The sequence below is a fragment of the Paenibacillus sp. JCM 9796 genome, assembly GCF_055379675.1.
Genome location: NZ_AP043723.1, coordinates 3,074,597 through 3,099,240, shown reverse-complemented (window position 1 = coordinate 3,099,240; position 24,644 = coordinate 3,074,597). Strand labels below are relative to the sequence as shown.

Sequence of the window (24,644 nt, the reverse complement as noted above, 5' to 3'; positions counted from 1 at the left end):
CCCTTGCCGCTGCCGCCGAGCAGACATTACGAGCGGGCCGCGCGCCGGCTCGACGGGGCGATGCCCATCTCCTCCCTGTACTTGGCGACGGTTCTCCGGGAGATGCTGAGCCCGGCCGCCAGAAGAGCTTCCGCCAGCTGCTGGTCGGACAAGGGCTTGGCTGCGTTTTCCAACCGGATCAACTCTTTGATTTTCCGCTTGATATGATCCGCCGACACGGCCGGCCCTTCCGAGGCATAAACGCCCGATGCGAAAAAATATTTCAACTCGAATATGCCCCTCGGCGTCTGCGCGAACTTCCCGGCAACCGAACGGCTGACGGTGGATTCGTGCATGCCAATCCGCTCCGCGACTTCCTTCAGCGAAAGGGGCGCCAGGCTGCCCTTTCCCGTCCGGAAAAACTCCGCCTGCGCTTCCACGACGGCTTCCGCCACGAGCCGCAGCGTCTTCTCGCGCTGGGACAGGCATTTCAGAAGCCATTCGGCGGAAGAAAGCTTCTCCTTCAAAAACTGCCGCTCCGGGTCTCCCGCCGCCGCCAGCTCCGACATTCCCTTGTAAAAGCCGTTGATCCTTACGGACTTGGATATCGAGCGGACACGAATATCGAAACCTTCCTCCCTTTGTTCGATGATGATGTCCGGTATCACATAGTGGGGCTTGTCGGCTTGGAATATCGCCCCAGGGCGGGGAACCAGCGCCGTAAGCCGGCAGGCCGCCTCGCGGATCTCGTCGGCATCGGCCCTCAGCTCCTTGGCGATCCGCTTGATACGATTGGCCGCCAGATCCTCCAAATGTCCCTCGACGAGCCGGTAAACGAGACTGTCCACTCCGTGCGTAAGCCGCAGTTGAATAAGCAGGCATTCTCTCAAATTCCGCGCCCCTACGCCGGCGGGGTCCAGCTCCTGCACCCGGTTAAGGGCAAGGTCGACGATCGCCGGACTGATTCCGAGATCCCCGGCGACCTGCTCGAGCGGCAGCGCCAAATAGCCGTTATCGTCCAAATTGCCGATCATATACTTCGCCGCCTCGTACACTCCCGCAGGGAGGCCTGTCAGACAGTTCAGCTGGCGAAGCAGATGCTGCTCCAGCGTGGGGGCAGCGTTCGCCACCATCGCAATGGGATCGTATTCCGGAGCAGCTGCGGAGCTCCCCGCTACCCCCCGATTATGGAGCATCGTCCCGAAATCGGCTTCCAAAACAGGGTTTTCATCGGCCTGCTGATTGATAAATTCGATCAGCTCCATATTGGAGCTTTGGAGAATATACAGGCTTTGCTGCATGTTGGCGGTGACCGCCAGCTTCTGGGTTTGTGTCAGTACGAGTCTGTTGTTCACAGTGATCCCAGGCCCCTTTCTTACAAGAAAGTAACATAAACCCTCTTTTTCTTCATTAATTAACATCAATTATAATCATTTTCGGCGCAATCTCAAGAAGAAAATAACTTATTATGTTATTATATATAACATTAATAGATGGCAGCCTTCCGGTTTCGGTTTTCTTTCTTCTTTTTGGTATAATGAATATATTCCAAAAAAAGGAGATGAGTGGTAACATGGGAACAAAGACACGTTTGGGGAAAACCGGGCTGTACGTCAATCCGATCGGGCTCGGCGCCAATGCGGTTGGCGGCCATAACCTGTTTCCGAATCTTAGCGTCGAAACCGGAAAAGAAGTGGTGCGCACCGCGCTCGGCAACGGGATCAACTTTATCGATACGGCCTACATATACGGTCCCGAACGCTCGGAGCAATTGATCGGCGAAGTGCTCAAAGAACGGGGCCGCCGCGAAGATGTCGTTATCGCCACCAAAGGCGCGCACAAACCGGTCGACGGCAAGATGACGGTGGACAACTCCCCCGCCTTCCTGAAGCAAGCGGTCGAAAACAGCCTGAAGCAGCTGCAAACGGACTATATCGATTTGTTTTATATCCACTTTCCCGACGAGCATACGCCTAAGGACGAAGCCGTGGGCGCATTGAAGCGGCTGAAGGATGAAGGGAAAATCCGCGCCATCGGCGTATCCAACTTCTCGATCGAACAGCTGAAGGAAGCCAATAAGGACGGCTACGTGGACGTGCTGCAAAGCGAATACAACCTGTTCAAACGCGGCGTCGAGCAGGAAATCCTGCCCTATACGGCAGCCAACGGCATCTCGTTCGTCCCTTATTTCCCGCTGGCTGCCGGACTGCTGGGCGGCAAATACAACAAGGACTCGAAATTCGAGGACAGCCGCGCCAAAAACCCGCTGTTCCAAGGCGAGGAATTTGTCCGCAATCTGGACAAGGTGGAGCAGGTCCGTCAAATCGCGGAAGCCAAACATGCGGACGTGGCACACGTCGTGCTCGCCTGGTATCTTACCCGCGACTCGATCGACGCGCTGATCCCCGGCGCGAAAAGACCCGAGCAGGTGCTTAACAACCTGAAAACCCTAGAGGTATCGCTGACCCCCGAGGATATCAGGAATATCGACCAAATTTTTCAGGCGTAACCCGCGAACTGCGGCTCTGACTCCGCTTGCGATTTCGACAAGAACGCTGCAAGCGGGGCGTACAGCAAAGAACCCCCTTCCAATTTGGAAAGGGGTTCAACTTAATTTACTTAAGTTTCATAGTAGGAATCAGTTCAGAGAAATATTTGAATTGTTCATCTGCAAACTTGCCAAAATCTTCAGGTCCTTTATAGATCGCGAGCATACTCCGTTCGTCCGCAAACTTTTTGAACGCATCCGATTCAACGGCATATTTCAAAGCGTCAGCCAGCACGGTTTTCACTTCATTCGGAGTACCTTTTGGCACTACAAATCCACCCCATCCTGCAAACTGAACATCAATCCCTTTTTCCTTCAGTGTCGGGACATCCGGTAAATTTTTATCCCGTTCAGCAGTCATAACGGCAAGAACCTTCAGCTTCTTGGCTTCCAGCCCGCTTTTCACTTCCCCGGTGCCGACCATGACTGCATCGACATGGCCTCCCATTAATGCGGTTACAGCGGGAGCAGCACCATCAAAAGGAATATCGGTGAATTTAACGCCTGTTTTATTGGCAAATGCGCTGGCGGCAACGTGCCATATGGAGCCTGATCCCGAATTGCCCACTTTGACTTGCTCCGGATTTTTCTTGGCGAATTCGATAAACTCTTCAATCGTGTTATAAGGAGCGTTTGCTGCAACGGTAACGGCTGCAGGAACCATCGTTGCTTGCCCAATGAGATCGAACTTGCTTGGCTCCAAATCAGAGAGTCCTAATGGTTTATGCATAGCGAACTCCGCAGGAACATATCCTATGGTGTATCCGTCTTTGGGACTGGCTTGAACGAAGGACATCCCTACGCCGCCTGTGCCGCCTGGTTTATTTACGATTACTACGGGCTTCTTAAGTTTTTCCTCCATGCCCTTGGCAACCATACGGCCTGTGGCGTCTGAAGCGCCGCCTGCAGCGAATGGAACAACTAACGTAATTTCTTTTTCCGGGAATGCTGCTTGTGAGGCTTGTCCCCCTTGCGTTCCCTCTGTTCCCTGTGTACCTTGTGTGCCACAACCAGCCAACAAACCTAAAGACAAGCTTGCAATTAATGCGATTTTTTTCATTGTTCGTTCCCCCATGAAGGTTTTTTATGGTTTAATGCATGTTACATCTCGATATCCGCGGCAAAACCGGATTTCTTTTTCCTGATTTCGGCGATGACGCTAAGAACTAGCACAATAAGAGAAATGACTAACAAGGAGCCGGATAACGGCCGTTGAAACAACTCCAGCAAGTTGCCATGAAACATTTTATACGACTGCAATAAAGAGCTTTCCATGAGCTTGCTTAATACAAACGTCAATACAATGGGTGCCATGGGAATGTCGAGTTTTTTCATGACGTAGCCGATGATGCCGAAAACAAACATGACGCCAACATCCCAGAGGCTGTTATTGACGGTATATGCCCCTAGTACAGAAATGATCAGGATAATCGGATACAGGAGCTTGGCAGGAACCATCGTAATTTTTGCCCACATCCCCGCCAAAGGCAAATTCATGATCAGCAAAAAGAAATTGCCGATAAACATACTTGCGATAATCGCCCAGACGAAGCCCGGGTTATTCTGGAACAGCACTGGCCCTGGAGTCAGCCCATGCATGATGAAAGCTCCCAAAAGGATCGCAATGGTCGGTGAGCTTGGAATTCCCAGCGTGAACAATGGAATAAGCGCTGCTCCGCAATACGAATTGTTGGCGGTTTCAGGACCGGCAACACCTTCGATTGCACCTTTCCCGAAACGTGAAGGATCTTTGGCAATCTTCTTTTCCAATGAGTAGGAAAGCAGAGCCGGGATGACAGAGTTCGTGCCCGGGATCAAGCCCGTTATAAATCCAAGCACGGTTCCCCGGCCTATAGAGTTCACCGTCGGTTTCCATTCTTCGCGTCTGGGCAGAAGCCCTTTCACTTTGGCCGGTTTCTCCGAATTTGTGAGGTTCTCCATACCAAGCAGGATCTCCGAGAGCCCGAACAAGCCCATCGCGATAGTGACTAAATCAAACCCGTTCATTAAATACGGCTCGCCGAAAGTGAACCGGACCGCTCCGGAAACAGGGTCCATCCCGACCAGAGACAATGTTAACCCGATGAACGCCGCAATCAAACCCCGAACGAGCGACTTGCCCATTAAACCAATGACCATGATGAGACCGAATACCATCAGAGCGAAAAATTCCGGCGGACCGAACCGCAAGGCAAAGTCCGCCAAGACCGGGCCGATCAATGCCAGGCCGATGATCGATACGGTCCCTCCGATGAAGGAGCCGATCCCCGCCACACCAAGGGCAACCCCTGCCCTTCCCTGCTTAGCCAAAGGATGGCCGTCCAAGCAGGTAATAACGGATGCTGCCTCTCCGGGCGTGTTAATTAGAACGGAAGTGACGGTCCCTCCATACATACCGCCGTAATAAATCCCGGCCAACATAATAATGGCGGAAACCGGTTCCATCCCAAAGGTTACCGGAATCAGCAAGGCTGTAGCCGTTGTGGGGCCAAGCCCGGGCAATACGCCTACAAACATCCCTACAGTAACGCCAATCAAGCAATACAGCAAATTCCACCAGGTAAGCGCTGTCTCGAAACCTGCAAGCAATTGCATAAGAGATTCCATTTACTTCCTCCTATTACCATCCAAACATGTTGACTGGAAGCGGAATATCAAAGAATGATTTGAACACTATAAACAATATGATGGATGTTACTGCCGAGATGGCGAGCCCCGAATACCACTTATATTCGCGAACAAGCAGAATAAAAAGCAATACGGTGCTTGCAATAATAAAGCCGGTAAAATTCACAATGAGCATAAACACAACCACCGACGCCAGAACGGACAAAATATTTCCTAACTCTCGACCCTTGGGAAAAATATCTTTAAATTGGAACACTTCTTTTTTTACCGATTGCCAGATATAAACGATAGAAATAATGATCAGAATGCCGCTCAGCCATCTGGGAAACATACCGGGACCAGGTCCGAAAGCCGTGTAATATTTCAGAGAGAAGGATTGCCAAAAAACAATGGAAGCGAAAATAAGCAACACAATACCTGTCCAAAATCCCGCATTTTTTACTAAACCGCTTTCTTTCGCATGATCCAAGCCGGTCACCTCCTTTTATTGATGTGGTTCAGGTCGAATCGGAAGACTAGCGTGCTGCGGCAACCGCCTGAAGAAACTCTTTGGCAGCAGCCGTAACCTTGCGATAGTCACCATCCTTTTGCGCCGCTTTACTAATATAGCTGCCTACCCCGACCCCTACACAGCCGGCTTGCAGCCATTCGTGAACATTCTGTGGGGTAACTCCGCCTGTCGGTGCAATCGGAGCTTGCGGTACTGGAGCTTTGACGGCTTTTATATACTGCGGTCCGACTACTTCGGCCGGGAATAGCTTCACAATGTCTGCACCCGCTTCTATACTTTCCAATACCTCTTTCGGAGTGAAAGCGCCGCTTATCGTAATGGCCTGGTAGCGATTGGCCATCTTGATCATTTCCGGATTCAGCTGCGGACTTACTAAAAGCTCAGCCCCCGCCAATATAGCCGCTCTGGCGGTTTCGCCATCCAGAATCGTACCCGCGCCAATTAAAACGTCGCTATATTTGTCAGCTAACGTGCGAATCACTTGGAGTGCATTCGGCACACTCATCGTGATTTCCAGTACTTTAATTCCGCCTTCTATCGCAGCTTCCGCAACAGCCAGCGCTTCCTGTTCGTTATCGGAACGGATAATGAGGACGATTCCGCTTTCATAAATCTTGTTTAGGTTCTCTAGCTTTCTCCACATAGTATGTCCTCCACGTTGTTTAATATTTCATTTGAATAATGCCATCCGTTTCCGCTTACCTTACATAGGATCCATATACAGCCTCTCGCCGCTGTAACCGAGCTGACGAGAAAGTTTCAACGCCGTTTCTTTGACCAATTTCACGATCATCTCTTCACGCTCTGGCGTCATGTTAGAACGGATGCTGGCCACACTAATCGCAGCAACCGGATTATTCGATTGGTCATATATGGCCGAACCGATACAATACATCTCCAAATTATCTTCACGGTCATCAATCGAGTAACCTCGTTCGCGTATTTCCTTCATATCCTGTAAAATATCCGGCAAAGTCACTTTCGAATACGGTGTCTTCCCCTCAATTTCACCATCACCCAGGATGTATTGAATCTTATCCGTAGGAAACGCTGCCAACAAGGCTTTCCCAAGACCTGTAGTGTGCATGAATCGTCGAGAACCCAGTTTGGCTGTCGGTCGCATGACCGAGTAATTTTCCGCTTTATCCAAGTAAACAATCTTACCTTTGTCTTCAATCCCCAGAAAAACGGTGCTGCCGGTCTGTTTGTTTAATTCTTCCAGAAAAGGCCTTGCTCGCTGCGGAAGTCCCAAGTTGGACAGATACTTACTGCCCACTTCAAATGCACCCAACCCTAGACGATAACTTTTTAACCGTACGTCATCCATCTCTATAAAACCTTTATAGAGCAAGGTTTGCACCAATTCAAAACCACTGCTTTTAGGGAGGCCTAACCCCGTACAGATTTCATTCAGGGTTAAGGAAGAACCACTATTAGCAAGTAAGTATAAAAGATCTACCACCCTCTCAGCCGATTTATTCATACGAAACTTTTCCATAGACTCTCCTTTTGAATCATGATATACATTCGGTTCGCATATGTGAATCAATTTCGCCATTTAGAACTTTCAACGTAATTATAAATAGAAACACTGATGAATTCAATATCCTCCTTCAAAAATATTTCTACGGAGTTCTGCTGGAACATTATGCATGTTCTCTATATGAAAAGTGTAAAACGGGATTGAAATACTTAGTGGAATTGATATACTCTATATATAACGATTCACAATCACGAATTAAGTTCACATATGCGAACAATAAATAAGAAGCGCTTTATTAGCGCCGATGCCTTTTAACATGACTTCTTGGAGGAACGTAACTTGGAACCTACCGTCATTTTTTTGATTGGTCCTGCGGGATCTGGAAAATCGACTATCGGTAAACTGATCTCATCTAAGTACAATTGTTGTTATCTTGATAAAGATGTGGTTTGCAACAAATTAACCGGCCTCATCCTGGAATCGAACGGGTATTCGCCTCATGAGCGGGACGGCTGCACGTTTTACAGCGATGTCGTTATGGATCTTGAATACCAAAGCTTGCTTGATATAGCCAATGACAACCTGCAACTTGGCAGGTCCGTAGTATTGGATGCCCCTTTCCTTGGCTACTTTTCTAACAGAAATTATATTCATGAGCTAAAAGAGAAGTATGACTGGCAGAACGTCAAACCGTTAGTCCTGCAAGTCACCGTTGATTTTTCAGTATTGAAAGAAAGAATGCAAGCCCGCGCGCTGGAAAGAGACGCTTGGAAATTCAGCAATTGGGACACCTTTATACAAAGCATTCAAGAAAAGCAGTGTTTATGGGAAGGCATTGAAATCTTACAATTTGATAATAGTTCTGCAACGGTCGACTTGGACAAGCTATATCACATATTGCAGCCGGATTGATAGATTTAGCCAGTAAAAAAAGCCCGGCCATTGCGCCGGGCTTTATCGCATGAATGCGGGCGTAGTCATACAGATTTTGGAACTACCCCGGGCGGTCGCGCTCCAATAAAAGCGAAAGAGCATCGACCGTTCAATCGGTCGATGCTCTCGCTTTTTTATGGAAACGAACCGTGGCTTGGCAAATTCACAATTCGCCGACGCGTGAAGTTCAAGCACCTCTAATTTTCTCTTCATACCAAGTTAATGAGCGACGATACAATGCCAAGTCTGCTGAATCAGCGTCCTTTGCATGTGCATCAAAACGATCATTTATTATTGAAGAATTTAGGGAAAATTGAGCTTTATCTGAAAAAAGTCTTTCAAATACGGACCATTCTTTATCAATTATTGTCACTAACTCAGTCCAGAGTAGTTTTTCCATAAATTCATCTGGAGGAATAGACATAAAAACTTTTCTCTTTTTCTCCTCTATTCTTTTTAATATTCTTTCATTTACTGATGGTTTTTGCTTATCCATTAACGAATCAAACCTTAAAAAATTCAATACAATTCCTCTTAGTTTTTTCTCTAAAAGATTTCTCCGCTTGCCGATAAGAGCAAGTTCGTCGGACCATTCTTCTAATAGGTTTTTTTGGGGTAACCATTCGTCTATAGTTGGTTCTTTATCATAGATTTGACCTGTTTTCATTTTCTCTTCAGCCATTTTTGCCTCTTCGAGAACTAGGGCTAAGCCCTCATTAAACATTTCACCTGAAAGTTTATAAGACTCTCCCTGCTTTTTTAATAATCCATACTTTGTTAAAATATTAATATAAGACTTCGGAACTGATTCAACATTCCCTTTGAAACATTCCATAGCATGGTCTTTCAAATCTGGGTATACCCGGAAAAGATGTGTTAACGCAGCCTGAGCTATTATAGAACCTTCTGCTTCAATAAACTCCTCTAGGTGAATTTTTACGGTTTGTACGTCCGGTTTTATTGGCCTCATTTGAATATCAATTCTGCGATGTATAAATGAACATGCTTTACGAATCCAGTATGGTATATCGCAACAAACCGAAGCAATTGGGTCCCCGTTAACTTCGTCAAAATACAATCCAGACACTCTAGCTAATTCACGAATCATTGCAATACTTGCCCCTCTAGGAAGTGGAAGGAGATACTCCTCTGGCACAAAAGCCAAGGCCGCATTTTCAACACCTTCAATCGACTCCACTCGGAACCACTTACTTGAAACCCCACTTATAAGTATCGAGAAGCGCTTATTTATTCTTGCAGATTCTTGGTAAAGAACCCGAAAATTCCTCCAAAATTCATTAAAATCATTTATCCACGATTGAGTAGTTGGGCTACTTGGTGTAATATAATCAATCTCGTCGAATACAAAAATAATCGGTTTATCCGAACCAGCAATCTCTGTAGATAGAATTTGGGTAGCAGTCAACATGTCTGTTTCTTCATCAGATGCAATCAAAGGAGAATAGCCTTCTGGCATTCCTTTAATCTCCTTTAATGTTTTTGCGAGCGCTACCATCAATTGATGCGATCTCAGGACCAGACACTGTCATTGGAACAATCCACAACTACTAAATAGCAATCATGTTGTTCTCTACATACATCTACAACTCTATTGACTATTGAAGTTTTTCCAACTTTTCTTATCCCCAAACAACATTTTATTTGTCCCATTTGAAGTTGCCTTGCCAAATCCTGCGCTTCAGCCCGCCGGCCATAAAAATGTTGATCATCTGAAACAGGCCCAACAATGTCAAATGAATCATATGAAAAGAGTTCCCTACAAAGCATGTTTTCAAACTCTTCAATTGTTTTTGGGAATTTATCCTTGTGATAATAAACAGGGAGAACTGATACACCATTTTCTCTCCCCCATTTTTTAAGCTTAGCATTTCCTTGATTGTCACAGTGGACAACAATTGCAACAGTCGGCTCAAGTCTCCCGCTGGAGTTCTTAATAATAGTGCAGACGGTATTAATTGTTCTCATTTGCTGTTTAGAGTAACCAGAAAAGAGGATCAGAGCTTCCCTATCAATACTAAGTAGTGTTGCTAATCGGGCACTAGGTTTTCCATATACCTTTCCATAAACCGCTTTTTCAGCATTTACCGCATACATCTCATTGTTAGTAATATCTAGTAACCCATTAGAAACATTCGAAAAATCCTCGATCATATTTTTTATTATTGTTCTAATGCTCAGTTCCTCCACACTATATCCTCCGTTCACTATTCAATCATTAGGTATTTTTTAGAACTTTCTTTCTATGTGAATCTAATCTAATTGATTTTAGGGTTATAACTTGCACGATTACTGCTATAACAAACAAAAGTACTAGTCTTATTCTGGCTCTACACAAAACATAGTGCTTGAAAGTAACTGATTTCTTATGCTGAGTGGCCCAGAATAGAAAAACATCTGTACATTCCGTAAAATGGTTGTGCTACCAATCCACTTCGAGGAATGACAGATGCACAACCAGTATACCGATCTTTTGCTTGATTTACCAGAGGTTAAAGCGATACAAGTTTTGGAAATCGATGAACGAACGATTCATATCGAAGTCTCTCCTTGTTCGAATACCCAGGCATGCCCGATCTGTCGATCGAAAGAGTCCGTGATCCGTAGAGGTAAAAACCGGATGCGTAAAATTCGTCATCGCGATGCATTTGACAAAACCATTTATGTGCTAACCCCTGCCATCCGGATGTTCTGTAATGATTGCCAATGTGGTTTCGTCTGGCAGTATGCCTTTGTCGGCGCTGGCAAACGGTACTCTCACGCTTTTGAAAAGCAAGCCATTCGCACGGCAACGGCGGCTACCGTCAAACAAAGCGCTGAAATTCATGAAATGCCCGCGAGCACACTCCAAACCAAGCATCAACAATGGTTGGCGGCGGAAAGCGCGCGTCTTCAGGAACGTGTGTGGCAAGATGCCGCTCATACCTCGAACCTGGTACTGGGGATAGACGATTTCGCGATCCGAAAAGGTCATACCTACAATACAGGCATCCATAATTTAAGAGGCGAAACGCTGCTTGACATTTTACCCGGCCGTACATTGGAAGAACTTCGAGCGTATGCGAGGCAGCATCCGGAGTTTTTGGCGCTGCGTCCGAGAGCCGTGGTAATGGATTTAGCACCCTATTACCATACCTGGATTCAGGAATGTTTTCCGGAAGCGATTCGGATTGCGGACCGATTTCATGTCCATCGGTATGTCACGGAAGCTGTTCAGGCCGTCCGAAAAACGGTGCAAAGCACACTGTCTCCCAGAGCGAAAGCCAATCTGAAAGCCAAGCATCGGTTGCTCAACCCGCCACAGGCATCGCTGCCTGCCCAACAGCAACAACAGTTAAAGGAAATTCTGAGTTATTCGCCTCTGTTGCAGCAGGCGCATGCTTGGAAAGAAGCGTTCAGCGAATGGTACGACTGCTCGCCGGATGCGAAAGTAGCGAACATCCGATTAGATGACTGGCTCAAACAAGGGGAACGGCTCGAACATCCGGCTGTCTCCGCTTGTTTGAAAACCATTCGGAACTGGCGTCAAGAGATCGTCAACTACCATCGTTGCCGCTGGACCAACGCTGCCGTTGAAGGCAAAAATAACCGAATGAAAGCTTTCCAGCGCAGACATTACTTCACTCGCAACCGAGTTAGGTACGTGCAGGGTCTTCTCGTTGAATGCAATCGTGCACGTTATTGCCGATAACACAAACGTTCCGAAATCTCAAGCACTAACTTTGGAATTGAGCCCTTATTCTATCAAAATATTCTACTATATTTTGTCGAATTATGTAAAATAAGAAGCAATATTTGCATATACATTAGTGAGATCGGGTTCCAGGAAGATCTACTATTTTCTGCGACACGCCAAAAGCTATAAAAATTCAAAAGGGGCTGTCCCAAAATGAACTGCACCCCGTCAAGTAGACAGTACAAAAAATAAAAATCAGTTAAGCGGCCTTTGTCCTGAATTCCATGGGACTGAGGCCGTTTAGTTTTGCTTGTAATCGTTCGTTATTGTAAAAATGGATATAGTCATCTATGTCCTTTTTCAGTGCCTCAAAGCTGCGGTAGGTATGCAAATAATATTTCTCGCATTTCAACGTTCCCCAGAATGATTCCATGGGGCCGTTGTCGATACAGCAACCTACCCGGGACATGCTCTGTTTCATTTTAGCTTCATCCAACATCTCCTTAAAGCGCAATGACGTGTACTGGAAACCACGGTCGCTGTGGAGCATTGGCCAGCTTTTAGGCGCGGCACGCAGGGCCAATTTCAACGTCTTAAAGACGAGAGGATTGTTGTTGGAGTGCCCCAATACATAGGAAACAATGGATTTATCATGGAGGTCGAGAATGGCGCTTAAATATGCCTTCTGACCGTTTCCGTATTTGAATTCCGTTACGTCGGTTACCCATTTCTGATTTGGTACGTCCGCTTGGAAGTTGCGATTAAGCAGATTTTCAGCCACCTGTTGCGGTGTAGAGCGTTCATACTTCTTTTTCTTTCTGCGGATCACTGACTGAATCCCCTTTATCTTCATCAGGCGTTGCACGCGCTTATGATTAATGGGTCTCTTGGTTTGGCGACGCATATGCAGCGTTAACTGACGGTAGCCGAAGGTGCCCTCAACCTTCTCGTACAAGAACTTCATCACTTCCGTCAGTTCCTGGTTCTCTGCTTCGCGAACACTCAGAACGCGATGAAGCCATTTGTAATAGCTCGACCTTGGAATCCCCGCAACCTCGCACAGAAGCTGTATGCTGAGCGACTCCGCTTGCTGAATGGCTTGGATAGCTAGGTAGACGTTCTCTTGTCGCAGTGCGCTTAGGGACGCCTCCTTTCGAACTCCTGCAACTTTTTTAGAAAAGCATTCTCTAAAGCCCCATAATTACCTTTGAGTCTTTTATCCTTATCCAGTACAATATGAATGAACGAAAGTGGAGGGATCAAAGATGCAGCGCAAGAGTTACAGTATCGAATTTAAACAGCAGCTCATCCAAGAGGCCTTAGAAGCAGGCAATGCAAGTCAAGTTGCAAGACGACATGGAATAGACGGGAAAATGCTCGCTCGTTGGATTCGTCAATCGAAGCATGCAAACTGGAAAAACACATCACCAGAATCCAAAAAAGTTGCAGCCTACACTCCATCATCTAAAGAGTTTCAAGCATTAGAGCAGGAAAACGACAAATTGAAAAAGCTGTTGGGCGAGAAGGATCTGGAGATTGCGATTCTTCGTGATCTCGTAAAAAAGGTGAACCCCGCCTATCGGACAAAATAGAGATTGCCGACAAATGGATTGCGCGGGGATATAAAGCTGCAGTGGTGCTGCGAATCGTCGGCGTCAGTGAAGCGACATACTATTACCGTAAGAAACATTTCAAGCAAGAGCGAGTGTATAACGGCGGACGGCCGCTTCCCGGCTTTTCCTTGGATCATAAGCGGCGTCCCGTCAGCGACGAGCAGATCAAGGAATGGCTGCTGGAGCTTATTGCCGGGGAAGAAGCGACTTACGGTTACCGTAAATTAACCATATGCCTGAAACGACAGTATGGGCTGATCATTAACAAGAAAAAAGTATACCGGCTGTGTCAGGAACTGGGCATCCTGCAGCCACAACGTCGGAAGCGAATCCAATATCCCCGAAAGCTGGCGAACAACCGTGAGATCCGCGCTTCGAATCAGCTTTGGGAGATGGACGTGAAATACGGCTATATTGCAGCAGAGCAGCGTTTCTTTTTCTTGCTCAGCCTGATTGACGTCTACGACCGATCGATTATCGACTACCATATGGGCCTCTCTTGCGAAGGGAAGCATGCCGCGCAGATCCTGCAGAGAGCGTTATGGAAACGGCAGCTCTTTGAGAAAGATCAACTGCCAGTGGTTCGTACCGATAACGGCCCGCAATTTATCAGCCATGCTTTTGAAGAAGCATGCTTGGAGTATTGTGTAGAACATGAACGGATTCCTCCGAAAACGCCGAATAAAAATGCGCATATCGAAGCATTCCATGCCATTTTAGAACAAGAATGTCTTTCCAGACATGAATTTGAAAGTTATCAGGATGCATACCGCATCGTATCTGACTACCTCTTGTTTTATAATCAGCGGCGTATCCATGGCAGTTTGTATGATCTGTCCCCGCACGAGTTTCATCAAGCTATGCATAAGCAAGCCATAAAACCGCTTGTGATTAAGGTATGATGGATAAAGCCCTTTACATGGAGGGGTGGGGCATGATAGGCTTGTTAGCCTCGCGATGCATGTGTGATCCGCATCGCCCTATCGCGAAAAATCATGCCCCCTGGAGGCTCCATGTCAAGGGCGGTAACGACGTAAATCAATAAGAAATTACGAAATCGTGAGAATAAGGGTGTAAGACTCTAAAGTTACGGGTTTAAACCGCATTCTCCGCCCGGAGTCGTTCATTCTCGTACTCCAGCTTCTTCATGGCGAGCTTATGATGATCCGCATCGGTTAGCTCCTCTGGTGCCTTCGTACGCCCTCTTCCGTCCCGTAGAGCCTCTTGGCCGCCTGCTTCATATTTCTTGACCCATCCGTACACTTGCTGATAGGAAACCTGGAAATGATTCGCTGCTTTCTTATACTCTTGTCCATTTGCAAGGCAGTACAGGACAATGTCAATCCTCTCCTGCCATGTTGTCGAGCGTCCCTTGGTCATAGCTGTTCCCCCTGTATAAGCCCTTAAGCTACTATGACCATTATACTTCTTTATCCAGCGCGAGAGTTGATTTCGGCTGGCCATCTTGTACTTATCGATCACCTGATACTGCGATAATCCACCTTCAAGATAGTCTTTGACGGCTTGGAGTTTAAGCTCGGCAGAATAACTGCGATTACGGGTGCGAACCTCCAATCCTTCATAGCCATACAAGCGATACCGACGACGCCATTTGGCAATGGTTGTTTTGGTAATGCCGAAATCTTTGACTGCAGTTTTAATGCTAATACGACCCGTTTCGATTTCCTGAATGATGGCGAATTTCTCTGAGGCTGTCCGTTCTTTTATAGACATGAAAATGCTCCCCTTACAGTAACAGGTTTTAATATTTCACCTGTCTACCGTATGGGGAGCATATCAAAGTGGGACAGCCCCTTTAACATACGGAGGTGAGGGGAGTCGACCCCCTGTCCGAAGATAACGCCACATAAGCTTCTACGGGTGTAGTCACAGTTTTGATGTCACCCTAGCAATCCTACGCCCGCTTCTTATCTACCCCTACTAAATTCAAAATCGGCTAAATTAAAATCAAATTTCAATATTTTTGTTTGTTATTTTTTATTTTACCTGTATTTATAATCACAATTAGGGTAAGATGTAAATAATATATTGTACCACTTATGAAAGTGAGGTTTTGGGATGCCAAAAACACCATTCACACCTGAGAATTTACCGTTAAAAATCGAACGAATCAACCAATTAAGTTTCATTTCGGAATTAATTCAAGCTAACAAAAAGATCGCCCAGTATCAAGTATTACTTCAAAACACTAAACTACCTTCCCATTTATTGCTAAATCCTGTTATGCTCAATGAAGCCGTGCAGTCGACTAAAATTGAAGGTACCCAAGTCACTCTTGATGAGGTCCTTGAAGTAGAAGCACAAAGCAGAAAAAATAATAAGGATATTCAGGAAGTACTCAACTACTATCATGCACTCCGTGATGGAATGGACAAATTGGCTGTTTTGCCGATCTCGACAAGACTTTTTAAAGCAATGCACGTAACACTAATGTCCAATGATGTTCGTGGGGGCAACCGTTCTCCTGGTGAGTATAGAAAAATCCAAAATTATATAGGTCCCGAAGGATGCACTATGGAAACCGCAACCTACATTCCCCCGCAACCACAGTTAGTCGACATCTATATGAATAATTTGGAAATCTATATTAATAACCCTCAAGATCAACTTGATGAACTGATTCGAGTTGCCGTTATACATGCACAGTTTGAAACGATACACCCGTTTCTTGATGGAAATGGGAGAATCGGCCGTATTTTAATCCCTCTGTACTTGTTCAGTAAGAAAGTTATTGATTATCCTAATTTCTTTTTAAGTGAGGCTCTGGAAAGGGATAAGCATAAATATTATCGATTCCTTAATGACACAAGATATAAAGGCGACTGGAATCAGTGGATCCTCTTTTTCCTAGAAGCCATAATACTCCAAGCGGACAAAAATATCCGCCTAATCAACGATGTTAACCGATTGTATGAGCATGATTTAGACTTGGCTCAATCTTTAATCAACAGCAGTGGTGTCAAAAAATTAATCGATGCCATTTACCAGAAACCCATCTTCACGGTTCATACTATTTCCTCAACAGCAGATATCTCAGAAGCCACTTGCAGAAGATATTTATCCATTTTGGAATCGCGCAGGATCATATTTTCTGATGGTAAGCAGAGATCAAAAACATATTACTATTATAATCTCCTTGACAAGTTACGCTGATATTACCACCTTAGGATAACGCTTAGTCATACAAAAAGAGCATCTCAAAAACATAATCGAGTAGGAGGGGCGGCTAGCCCCCGTCCTCTCACCTATGAAAAAATGCAAGTACCTTCTTGAGAATTTATTTAAAGGCATACCGAAATACGATAAATGACAATAGCAAAGCTAACCGGGCCTTTTCCGTTTTTTTGACCCAGCCTATTTTGGCTTGCCTTTTAACCAACCATAACCTAAGTTCGGCTTCGTCAAGGCGATCTCCCTTGACGAAGCCGGGCTTAGGTTATATCATTTCCCCTGCAAGCCAGGTGAGACTTATCCAGTCCCCTGTAACCAGTAATACGTGTCGTCACTTTCAAAATCCTCACTGTCATCTAATATTTGCAAAAGCTCATCTGTAGCAAATTCATATCCCTTAGCTTGCTTTTGCATCTTTTTTAGCTTTCTTTCCAGTAAGTCCTTTCGAAGATCCCTGTACTCTTCTTGGCGTACCAATACCGCCCAAATAACATGGAGCAACTTACGAGCCGTTGCAACAATTGCAATCTTATGCCCTTTTTTCTCCTTTAATCCTAGATAAAAGGAGCGAAGTTTCCTTTACTCTGAATTGCACGCTGTGCACATTGTACCAGTATCCAGCGCAGTGTGGTTCGCCCTTCTTTTGTTATGTTGCCGGTGTAGCGAGTCTTGCCGGATTGATGTACAGAAGGGACTAGTCCTGCGTAGCAAGCAAGTTTCTTAGGAGAAATATCCCCGACTTCCGCTAGGATGGTCAAAGCACTTAGTACTGAAATCCCCGGTATACCCATAAGTAGCGGAACATTGTTGTTCTCCTTGGCTCTTGAGAACAAATCTGCCTCTAGCGCAGTCATTTCTTGTTGTACGAAATCCAGCAACTTTAACGAAGAGCTCACAACGATTTGCTCCGTTGCAGGAAGAGCTACACTGTCTAAATATTTCCGTCCATTCTTCCCAAATAAGTCGCTCCATGGTGAGTGAACTCCGTTACGGATTAATGCTGCATGGACCTTGTTTTTTAGCATTGTGCGGATCTTTGCCAGTCGTATACGATGATTGAGGAGAATTCTGAGTTGGTAGTCGCTCTTGCTAGGCACCCAGCTTTCGGGAATAAAATCCGCGGCTAAAAGTTGGGCTAAGATTTGCGCGTCAAGGGCATCTGTTTTTACGCGCGCTTCAGCAATGGCACGAGTCTTCAGGGGGTTTGCAATAACAACTTGTACGGGGTAATCGGATAAGATATCATGAATCCAAAAGGCGTTACTGGTAGCTTCCATCACGACACGAGATTCGGAATCTAGGGTTTTGGCGAACTCCTCCCAAGATTCACGTGTGTTGGCTATCCGAAAACGTCTTTTTTTCTTGTCCGGTCCAATTTCACATCCTTCCGCATATTTTTGATGTACATCCAAACCAATAAAACGCATGTCCATCCCCTCTTTAGAAATGAAATGCAGGCGGAGTTGCTTTTACATTCATCCTGCTCGCGTTAAACGGTTAGGAATTCGTCGCCTAACGGGCGCGCTCTTAAAGGGGAGCGATAAGCCTATGCACGCTGGACTTGCGGAGCAAGTTTACGCGGCTCTAATGGACGCGTATAAGCTTTACGGGGAACAAGAATTCTTGGACTTTGATGCACTGAGTGTTGAAATGGCTTACGAAGTTGAGATGCTTGAACGTGAAGAACAGCTTCTCCAAACGCTAAACGAAAAGATCTATGCTCTGTACGAACATCTCCATCCCTCACGGAACTTAGATACAATCCCAGGGGTCGGAAAAATCTTGGCACCAGTCCTGTTTGCCATTATCTGCAACCCGAGACGGTTTCCCTCTACAGAAGCTTTCCGAAGCTTTACAGGTATGATTCCTGGTCAAGCCGAATCCGGAATGATGGAGGGGAAGGGAGGCAAGATGACGAAAGCCGGTCCACCAAGCATACGTCGTGCTTTATACCTCGCTGCTGATGTCGCTCGTCAATGGGATCCGCAAATCGCCAAACACTATTACGAACAGATGGTACTTAAAGGCAACCAGCATGTCAAAGCAACATGTGCGACTAAAATGGCTTCACGAGTCTTACACGTACTAAAAGAGAACACCCCCTATGAAATACGCGATGTAGACGGGACGGTCATTACACGTCAGCAAGCACGACAAATAATTGTAGAAAACTGGACAGTACCGGATAACGTAAGAAAACGTCTAAGAAAGAAAAAATGAACCCCTGATTGACTCAAGAGGCAGCAATGCTCCTCACTCAATCGGGGATTCAAAGTTATTTTAACACGACTCGCATTTTTTAAAAATACGTCCAGCGACCATTGTTGTAACATGCCAATTCATGTGAAATATTTCACCACATAATTATGCATAAAAAATCGCACTACACTACTTGCAAACAGTTAGGAAATCTTTCACCGTAGAGATGACGCCCATGCTGGGCGTACATTAAAGGGCATGAGTCCGATTCGATATCGAACTCATGCCCACATAAAATTTTCGTCTAACTTTTTGGGTGCAGTTCCACCGTACTTCAGTGGCAAGGCTTCTTTTCATTTCCAAACTTATATAAACTTAGGTAACCAATCCCCATGAGCTTCAATCAAATCATCACACATCGCTACGATATCATCGATTGATAGTTCCGCTGCCGTATGCGGGTCAAGCATCGCGGCATGATAAATATGCTCTTTTTTCCCTGTTTTCGCAGCTTCCAAGGTTAACAGCTGCGTATTGATATTGGTGCGGTTCAATGCAGCAAGCTGCTGAGGCAGATCCCCAATATACGTTGGTGTAATCCCGCTTGAATCTACCAAGCAGGGAACTTCGACTATGGCTTCCTTCGGAAGATTCGTAATCAAACCCGTATTCCTTACATTTCCGCCGATTTTGAACGGCTTGTTTGTTTCCATGGCCTCAAACATATAAGATGCGTATTCATGAGACCGGACGTGGCTCAAAGCTTTGTTATTCACCAGCTCATCACGCATGGTTGCCCATCTTGCAATCTGTCGTTCGCAACGGCGCAGGTACTCATCGATCGGAATATTGAAGCGCTCAATCAACTCGGGATAGTTTTTTTTGATAAAGTACGGGTGATATTCCGCATTATGCTCGGAAGATTCCGTAACGTAATATCCAAATCGGAACATCATTTCAAAACGAACCATGTCGTCGTGCTTTTCTTTTTGCTTCTCACGGGCACGGCGCTTGATTTCCGGATATAAATCCACTCCGTCTTTTGTTACTTCAAGCAACCATGCCATGTGGTTAATGCCAGCGATTTTAGTTTGTACCCCTTCACTCTCCATCTCTAATGCCTCAAATAAGTCTGGTATGCATCTTTGTACACTGTGGCACAAACCAACGGTTTTTACACCACTGGTTGTCGTCATTGCATTGGTCAGCACCGCCATGGGATTCGTATAATTGAGAAACCATGCATCCGGGCAAACCTCATTCATATCTTTGGCAAAATCGAGCAATACCGGAATGGTTCGGAGATTTCGAAAAATACCCCCTATACCTAAGGTATCGCCTATCGTTTGCTGCAAACCGTATTTCTTCGGTATTTCAAAATCTGTAATGGTGCATGGATCGTAGCCGCCAACTTGTATTGCATTGACAACGTACTTCGCCCCACGGAGCGCATCTTTTCGGTTTGTATATGCTTTTACAACGCATGTGCTTCCAAGGGTAAGCTTTAAATTATTTAGCATGTTCTCAGAATCTTTAAGGCGTTCTTCATTGATATCGAACAAGGCTAGTTCAAAGCCTTGCAGCGCTGGAGTCATCATGCAGTCACCCAACACATTTTTAGCAAATACAGAACTGCCTGCACCTAGGAAAGTAATCTTTGACATGTTTCTTGCCTCCTACTTTTATGTAAAAATTTTAGAATCCAGCTAATCTGACGGCCAGTTTCATGGCTTGAACTGTTGCACCCGGGTCAGAGATACCTTTACCTGCAATATCAAAAGCTGTTCCGTGTGCAGGTGTAGCGATGGCGATAGGAAGTCCTCCGCTGACAGTAACGCCTTTGTTAAAGCCCAATAACTTCATCCCCGTCTGAGCCTGATCGTGATACATACTAACCAAACAATCAAAAGGTTTTGTTTGTAAACGCAAGAAAATGGTGTCTGCGGGATAAGGGCCTACTACGTTAATCCCTTGCTCCCGGGCTTCATGAATGGCCGGGCTGATTTCGTCAATTTCCTCCGTGCCGAGCAGTCCTCCATCGCCGGCATGCGGATTCAGAGCCGCTACAGCGATTCGCGGATTATCGAATCCAACGCTGATTAATGTATCATGTGCAAAACGAATGATGCGGGCGACACGATCTTTCTTAATCAGGCTGCTGACTTCTTTTAACGGTACGTGGGATGTTATTCGCGTAAACCAAAGATCTCCCATGACGTTAATTTCACTAAATCCTTCTTTGCAATCAAGAAGCGAAGCGAAAAAATGCAGCTCATCTTGAAAATGAAATCCACCGCTATGTAACGCTTCCTTATTAATAGGAGCATAAACGAAACCGTCCAACTTTTTTTGCTGCGCCAGCTTCAGTACGAACGTCAATGTTTCACCCGTTGCTTTACCGGAATCTATTGACAATTGGCCTAACGTGTACGAGTCTGTCGACAAATTTTGCAAATCGATGAAATAAATTTGGTCTTCGCTGTCGATTTGATCGATCGTATCTATTTTTTGATAAGAAACGGATACGCCTGCTATAGCTTGCCCTTGCTGAAAAACACGTTCATCGCCGACCAAAACCCATGTCGCCAGTTGCCGGATTTCTCCGGATTGGAGAGATTTTGCAACCAATTCCGATCCGATGCCTGTTGCATCTCCTAATGTTAAGCCCATTAACGGTTTTCTCTTCATGCTCCCGCTTCCCCTTCTTCATAGCTTTGATCACCTAATTGATCATCTATTATCCTTTTACAGCCCCGGAAGTCATTCCTTCCACGAAATATTTTTGCAAAAACAAGTATAGTAAGATGCTGGGAAGAGCGGCTAATAAGGAACCTGCGGCTACCCACCCGATATCTGAATTGTTCTCTCCGAAAAATGCGGATAAGGCAACGGTGATCGTTCTATATTCCAGTTTTTGCAGAAAAAATACCGAGAACTGATAATCGTTCCAGATCGAAACACCATTCATAATGATGACCGTTGCTGTAATCGGCATGAGTACCGGTAAGATAATCCGAAAAAACAAGCCTAACCTTGATGCCCCGTCTATCATTGCGGCTTCGTCCAACTCTCTTGGAATCGTACTAATAAAACCCGTAAACAAAAAGATGGCCATAGAGAGGTGAAAGGTAACATGAAGAATCACGATTCCTGTATACGTATTCATGGCCCCAATATCGACAAACATCTTATACAAAGGAACCAGGATTGTAAGCGGCGGGACGATAAGAGCACTTACAAAAAAGCCGTACATCCACTTGTTTAGTGCACTTCGATGGCGGGCAAGCGGGAAAGCCGCTGACGAACCCAGAATCAAGATCAGAACAATAGATAGCACAGTGACAATTACCGTATTCACAAACGCTCGATCCAAACCTGCGAGCTGCCATGCATTCGTAAAGTTATCCCAAAAAAGATAGCCCGGCATAACCCATTTAGAGCTAGTATCCAATTCTTCTTTAAATGAAGTAGTGATCAGCACATAAAAAGGAACAATATGAATGAGACCTATGAGAGCACCCAATAGTGTATATAGCGCCTTTGCACGCTTCATAAGGAAATTTCCTTTCTGCGCAAATAATACAACGATGTCAAACCGATAATTGAAATAAGCAGAAACATAAAGTTACCTAATGCTGCAGCGTAGCCGGCATCCTGGTGAGCGAAATACAATTGATAAATCATTGTAGATAATGAAGCAGACGCATAGCCCGGACCCCCGTTGGTTAAAGCTGTTATAACATCAAACAACTTCAATCCGCCGATTAAATTAAGCACAACGTTAATGGTAATGGCCGGCGCAAGCAGAGGAAGGGTAATGTTACGAAATCTTGAGAATCCCGAAGCCCCGTCTATCTCCGCCGCCTCATAATATTCCTTGGAAATAGATTGAAGTCCGGCCAAGAAGATTATCATAGCAACTCCCAGAAATTGATAGGTGTTCACTAGTGTAATGATCCATACATTAAGCTCAGTGTCAGCAAGTAAATTGATCGGCTTATCACGAAACAACAAAATAATATCGTTAAGAGCTCCTCCATTAAACTGAAAGAAGAAATACCAGATATAACCCATAATTAGGGGACTGACGATCACCGGAAGATAGACGATAGTACGAATAAGCGTCTTTCCCCGTATATAGCTGTTTAATAAAACGGCGTAAGCTAACCCTATGATATTCTGTAGGATCGTGCTTCCAACTCCATAAATCAGAGTATTCATAATTACCGTACCTATCCTATGGTCCGAAAGCATCCTTTTATAATTGTCCAACCCTATATACCGATACATCTGTGAGTACCCATCCCAATTAGTAAAAGAAATCATCACCCCTTTAATAAATGGATAATAGATAAACAGCACAAACAACAGGAACGCAGGAATGTACATCAAATTCATTGCAGAAGGAGAATTTCGCCAACGACGCAATCGAAGGGTAGCCGTTCTACTTTCATCTATCTTACGATCTAAAGTTTCCAGATTTAATCGCTCCTTAACCAAGGCAAGAAATGAGGGGGGTGAAACCTTGTTCATTATCTCACCCCTTTAGTGTTCCGTTAATTTTTTTTCAGCCGTTGCACTTCCCGCTTCATGGTCTCTGAATATTCCTTCGAAGTGATCCGACCCGACAGCAGCTCTGTACCCGATTTAGACATGACGCTCCACATTCCGTTTGGCAAATACACCCTGTCGAAATAAGGTAATACTCGATTGCTTGCATATTTCTCGTAATACTCCGTTAATACGTGCTTCGAAGCAACGCCCTTCAACCCGGGCTGCAGCTTAGTTATATTGGAAATTTTAGATAAATTCTCAGGTTTGGCAAAGAACGCCATCAGCTTCTTGGCCTCAGGTATATTCTTGGAATCCTTCCATACTCCCATGGTGTTCCGTTCTCCACCGGAAAAAGCCGGTTTCTCACTGGCCGACATTGATGGAATTGGCATTAATCCAACTTTCATATCCGGCTTCAATTTATGAACAGCATCTACGAATGATGGGGCCAGCATGACAAATGCTACTTTCTCTTCAGCAAATACACCAGGTAGATCGCTTCGCTTTGCTGTCAGGAAATCTTCATTTATCAGTCCGCGCTTTTTGATATCTAACAGCTTTTCCGGAAGCACGGTCCATTTATTCCAATCAAACGTATTATTTAACAGGTCATCTGCATAATTAGTTGCAGGATTGATCAATAAAGCGTTTGCGAAATATCCAAAATAGGTGCCAATCGTGCTTTCATCAATTCCTGAAAAGAAAAAAGGTGTTGTTTTTCCACCGCTTTCTTTTTTAATTTTTTCGGCTGCAGCTATTAGCTCATCGAAGGTTTGAGGCGGTTCCACATTATATTTTTTGAGCATATCGACATTGTACATAATGCCGTCCTTGGCTTCACTGATGGGCAAGGCGTACACTTTGCCGGCCTTGTCTGTTACAACATTTTTAATCGTATCGGTCAATTGTGTTACCCATGGTTCTTCTCTGAGATCAGCCAAATATTCGCCATAACGAACCTGTGCCCAACCATGCGTATCGAATATGTCGGGAAGATCATTAGCCGCCATTTTAACTTTCATGTTATTTTCATATGCTGAACCAGGGAACTGAATATTCACAGCGATATCCGGGTTCTCTTTTGTGAAATCATTGATTATTTGACGATACATATCTTGGACAGGCTGGTCTGCAACATTCATCATCATGGATAAAGTTTTCTTGGGGGTACTGCTGTTACTGTTACTGTTACTGCTTTCCTTTCCACTCGAAGGTGCAGCAGAAGGAGTTTCGGGACGCTGGGAACAACCGCTTATCGCTATAGCTGATACTAGGGTTAACGCCAAAGATACTTTCCATTTTTTTAACAT

General features: G+C 45.2%; 23 protein-coding genes. 7 read left to right on the top strand and 16 right to left on the bottom strand.

Annotation, left to right across the window (positions count from 1 at the left end; genetic code table 11):
• Nucleotides 1-26: 26 nt before the first annotated feature.
• Entirely contained in the window at nt 27-1,334 is a 1,308-nt protein-coding gene (rpoN, locus tag ACZ439_RS14910) for an RNA polymerase factor sigma-54 (RefSeq protein ID WP_464619856.1), read from the bottom strand.
• Between the two features lie 218 nt (nt 1,335-1,552).
• Between rpoN and ACZ439_RS14905 the strand changes: the two genes are divergently transcribed.
• Nucleotides 1,553-2,488 carry an aldo/keto reductase gene (locus ACZ439_RS14905; RefSeq protein WP_054796483.1) on the top strand — a complete coding sequence of 312 codons (936 nt, stop codon included), beginning with the start codon at nt 1,553-1,555 and terminating at the stop codon, nt 2,486-2,488.
• A gap of 106 nt (nt 2,489-2,594) precedes the next feature.
• Here the strand turns inward: ACZ439_RS14905 and ACZ439_RS14900 are convergent, their stop codons facing one another.
• From ACZ439_RS14900 to ACZ439_RS14880, 5 genes are read right to left on the bottom strand one after another with little or no spacing between them, the layout of a single operon-like run.
• The gene (locus ACZ439_RS14900) at nt 2,595-3,587 is read right to left on the bottom strand and encodes a tripartite tricarboxylate transporter substrate binding protein (protein WP_127608903.1); all 993 of its coding nucleotides are present in this window, start codon (nt 3,585-3,587) and stop codon (nt 2,595-2,597) included.
• Nucleotides 3,588-3,628: 41 nt separating this feature from the next.
• Nucleotides 3,629-5,134 carry a tripartite tricarboxylate transporter permease gene (locus ACZ439_RS14895; protein WP_127608904.1) on the bottom strand — a complete coding sequence of 502 codons (1,506 nt, stop codon included), beginning with the start codon at nt 5,132-5,134 and terminating at the stop codon, nt 3,629-3,631.
• A gap of 13 nt (nt 5,135-5,147) precedes the next feature.
• Entirely contained in the window at nt 5,148-5,624 is a 477-nt protein-coding gene (locus ACZ439_RS14890; RefSeq protein WP_164751896.1) for a tripartite tricarboxylate transporter TctB family protein, read from the bottom strand.
• Between the two features lie 46 nt (nt 5,625-5,670).
• Nucleotides 5,671-6,309, bottom strand: coding sequence for a bifunctional 2-keto-4-hydroxyglutarate aldolase/2-keto-3-deoxy-6-phosphogluconate aldolase (locus ACZ439_RS14885; RefSeq protein ID WP_054796480.1), 639 nt, complete (start codon nt 6,307-6,309; stop codon nt 5,671-5,673).
• Nucleotides 6,310-6,369: 60 nt separating this feature from the next.
• A complete protein-coding gene (locus ACZ439_RS14880) occupies nt 6,370-7,164 on the bottom strand; it encodes an IclR family transcriptional regulator (protein WP_054796479.1) in 795 nt (264 codons plus the stop codon).
• Nucleotides 7,165-7,488: 324 nt separating this feature from the next.
• Between ACZ439_RS14880 and ACZ439_RS14875 the strand changes: the two genes are divergently transcribed.
• Entirely contained in the window at nt 7,489-8,061 is a 573-nt protein-coding gene (locus tag ACZ439_RS14875; protein WP_464619855.1) for a P-loop nucleotide/nucleoside kinase family protein, read from the top strand.
• Nucleotides 8,062-8,269: 208 nt separating this feature from the next.
• Here ACZ439_RS14875 and ACZ439_RS14870 read toward each other — a convergent pair whose 3' ends face one another.
• Both ACZ439_RS14870 and ACZ439_RS14865 read right to left on the bottom strand, forming a co-directional pair.
• A complete protein-coding gene (locus ACZ439_RS14870; protein ID WP_464619854.1) occupies nt 8,270-9,559 on the bottom strand; it encodes a hypothetical protein in 1,290 nt (429 codons plus the stop codon).
• Between the two features lie 53 nt (nt 9,560-9,612).
• Nucleotides 9,613-10,290 (bottom strand): hypothetical protein, encoded by a 678-nt coding sequence (locus ACZ439_RS14865; RefSeq protein WP_464619853.1) that lies wholly within the window; start codon nt 10,288-10,290, stop codon nt 9,613-9,615.
• Nucleotides 10,291-10,549: 259 nt separating this feature from the next.
• Between ACZ439_RS14865 and ACZ439_RS14860 the strand changes: the two genes are divergently transcribed.
• On the top strand, nt 10,550-11,791 hold the full coding sequence (locus tag ACZ439_RS14860) for an ISL3 family transposase (RefSeq protein ID WP_201317670.1): 1,242 nt from the start codon (nt 10,550-10,552) through the stop codon (nt 11,789-11,791).
• 244 nt (nt 11,792-12,035) lie between these two features.
• Here the strand turns inward: ACZ439_RS14860 and ACZ439_RS14855 are convergent, their stop codons facing one another.
• Nucleotides 12,036-12,872, bottom strand: coding sequence for an IS3 family transposase (locus ACZ439_RS14855; protein WP_464621133.1), 837 nt, complete (start codon nt 12,870-12,872; stop codon nt 12,036-12,038).
• A gap of 169 nt (nt 12,873-13,041) precedes the next feature.
• On the opposite strand from ACZ439_RS14855, the gene ACZ439_RS14850 reads away from it, so the two are divergent.
• Nucleotides 13,042-13,368: a transposase gene (locus tag ACZ439_RS14850; protein WP_141334052.1), complete on the top strand. Its 327-nt coding sequence runs from the start codon at nt 13,042-13,044 to the stop codon at nt 13,366-13,368.
• 41 nt (nt 13,369-13,409) lie between these two features.
• Nucleotides 13,410-14,291 (top strand): IS3 family transposase, encoded by an 882-nt coding sequence (locus ACZ439_RS14845; protein WP_464619852.1) that lies wholly within the window; start codon nt 13,410-13,412, stop codon nt 14,289-14,291.
• 193 nt (nt 14,292-14,484) lie between these two features.
• Here ACZ439_RS14845 and ACZ439_RS14840 read toward each other — a convergent pair whose 3' ends face one another.
• Entirely contained in the window at nt 14,485-15,123 is a 639-nt protein-coding gene (locus tag ACZ439_RS14840) for a helix-turn-helix domain-containing protein (RefSeq protein WP_464619851.1), read from the bottom strand.
• 345 nt (nt 15,124-15,468) lie between these two features.
• On the opposite strand from ACZ439_RS14840, the gene ACZ439_RS14835 reads away from it, so the two are divergent.
• Nucleotides 15,469-16,563 carry a Fic family protein gene (locus ACZ439_RS14835; RefSeq protein WP_464619850.1) on the top strand — a complete coding sequence of 365 codons (1,095 nt, stop codon included), beginning with the start codon at nt 15,469-15,471 and terminating at the stop codon, nt 16,561-16,563.
• 572 nt (nt 16,564-17,135) lie between these two features.
• Here ACZ439_RS14835 and ACZ439_RS14830 read toward each other — a convergent pair.
• A complete protein-coding gene (locus tag ACZ439_RS14830) occupies nt 17,136-18,008 on the bottom strand; it encodes an IS110 family RNA-guided transposase (protein WP_464619849.1) in 873 nt (290 codons plus the stop codon).
• A gap of 121 nt (nt 18,009-18,129) precedes the next feature.
• On the opposite strand from ACZ439_RS14830, the gene ACZ439_RS14825 reads away from it, so the two are divergent.
• The gene (locus ACZ439_RS14825) at nt 18,130-18,801 is read left to right on the top strand and encodes a transposase (protein ID WP_464619848.1); all 672 of its coding nucleotides are present in this window, start codon (nt 18,130-18,132) and stop codon (nt 18,799-18,801) included.
• 344 nt (nt 18,802-19,145) lie between these two features.
• Here ACZ439_RS14825 and melA read toward each other — a convergent pair whose 3' ends face one another.
• From melA to ACZ439_RS14800, 5 genes are all read right to left on the bottom strand, one after another.
• Nucleotides 19,146-20,444, bottom strand: coding sequence for an alpha-galactosidase (gene melA, locus ACZ439_RS14820; RefSeq protein WP_464619847.1), 1,299 nt, complete (start codon nt 20,442-20,444; stop codon nt 19,146-19,148).
• Between the two features lie 31 nt (nt 20,445-20,475).
• Nucleotides 20,476-21,468, bottom strand: coding sequence for a 4-hydroxythreonine-4-phosphate dehydrogenase PdxA (locus tag ACZ439_RS14815; RefSeq protein ID WP_464619846.1), 993 nt, complete (start codon nt 21,466-21,468; stop codon nt 20,476-20,478).
• Between the two features lie 49 nt (nt 21,469-21,517).
• Nucleotides 21,518-22,333 (bottom strand): carbohydrate ABC transporter permease, encoded by an 816-nt coding sequence (locus ACZ439_RS14810; protein ID WP_127608909.1) that lies wholly within the window; start codon nt 22,331-22,333, stop codon nt 21,518-21,520.
• Nucleotides 22,330-23,178 (bottom strand): carbohydrate ABC transporter permease, encoded by an 849-nt coding sequence (locus tag ACZ439_RS14805; protein ID WP_230876118.1) that lies wholly within the window; start codon nt 23,176-23,178, stop codon nt 22,330-22,332. Before ACZ439_RS14805 ends, ACZ439_RS14810 begins: the two co-directional genes overlap by 4 nt.
• 158 nt (nt 23,179-23,336) lie before the next feature.
• Nucleotides 23,337-24,644, bottom strand: coding sequence for an ABC transporter substrate-binding protein (locus ACZ439_RS14800; protein WP_464619845.1), 1,308 nt, complete (start codon nt 24,642-24,644; stop codon nt 23,337-23,339).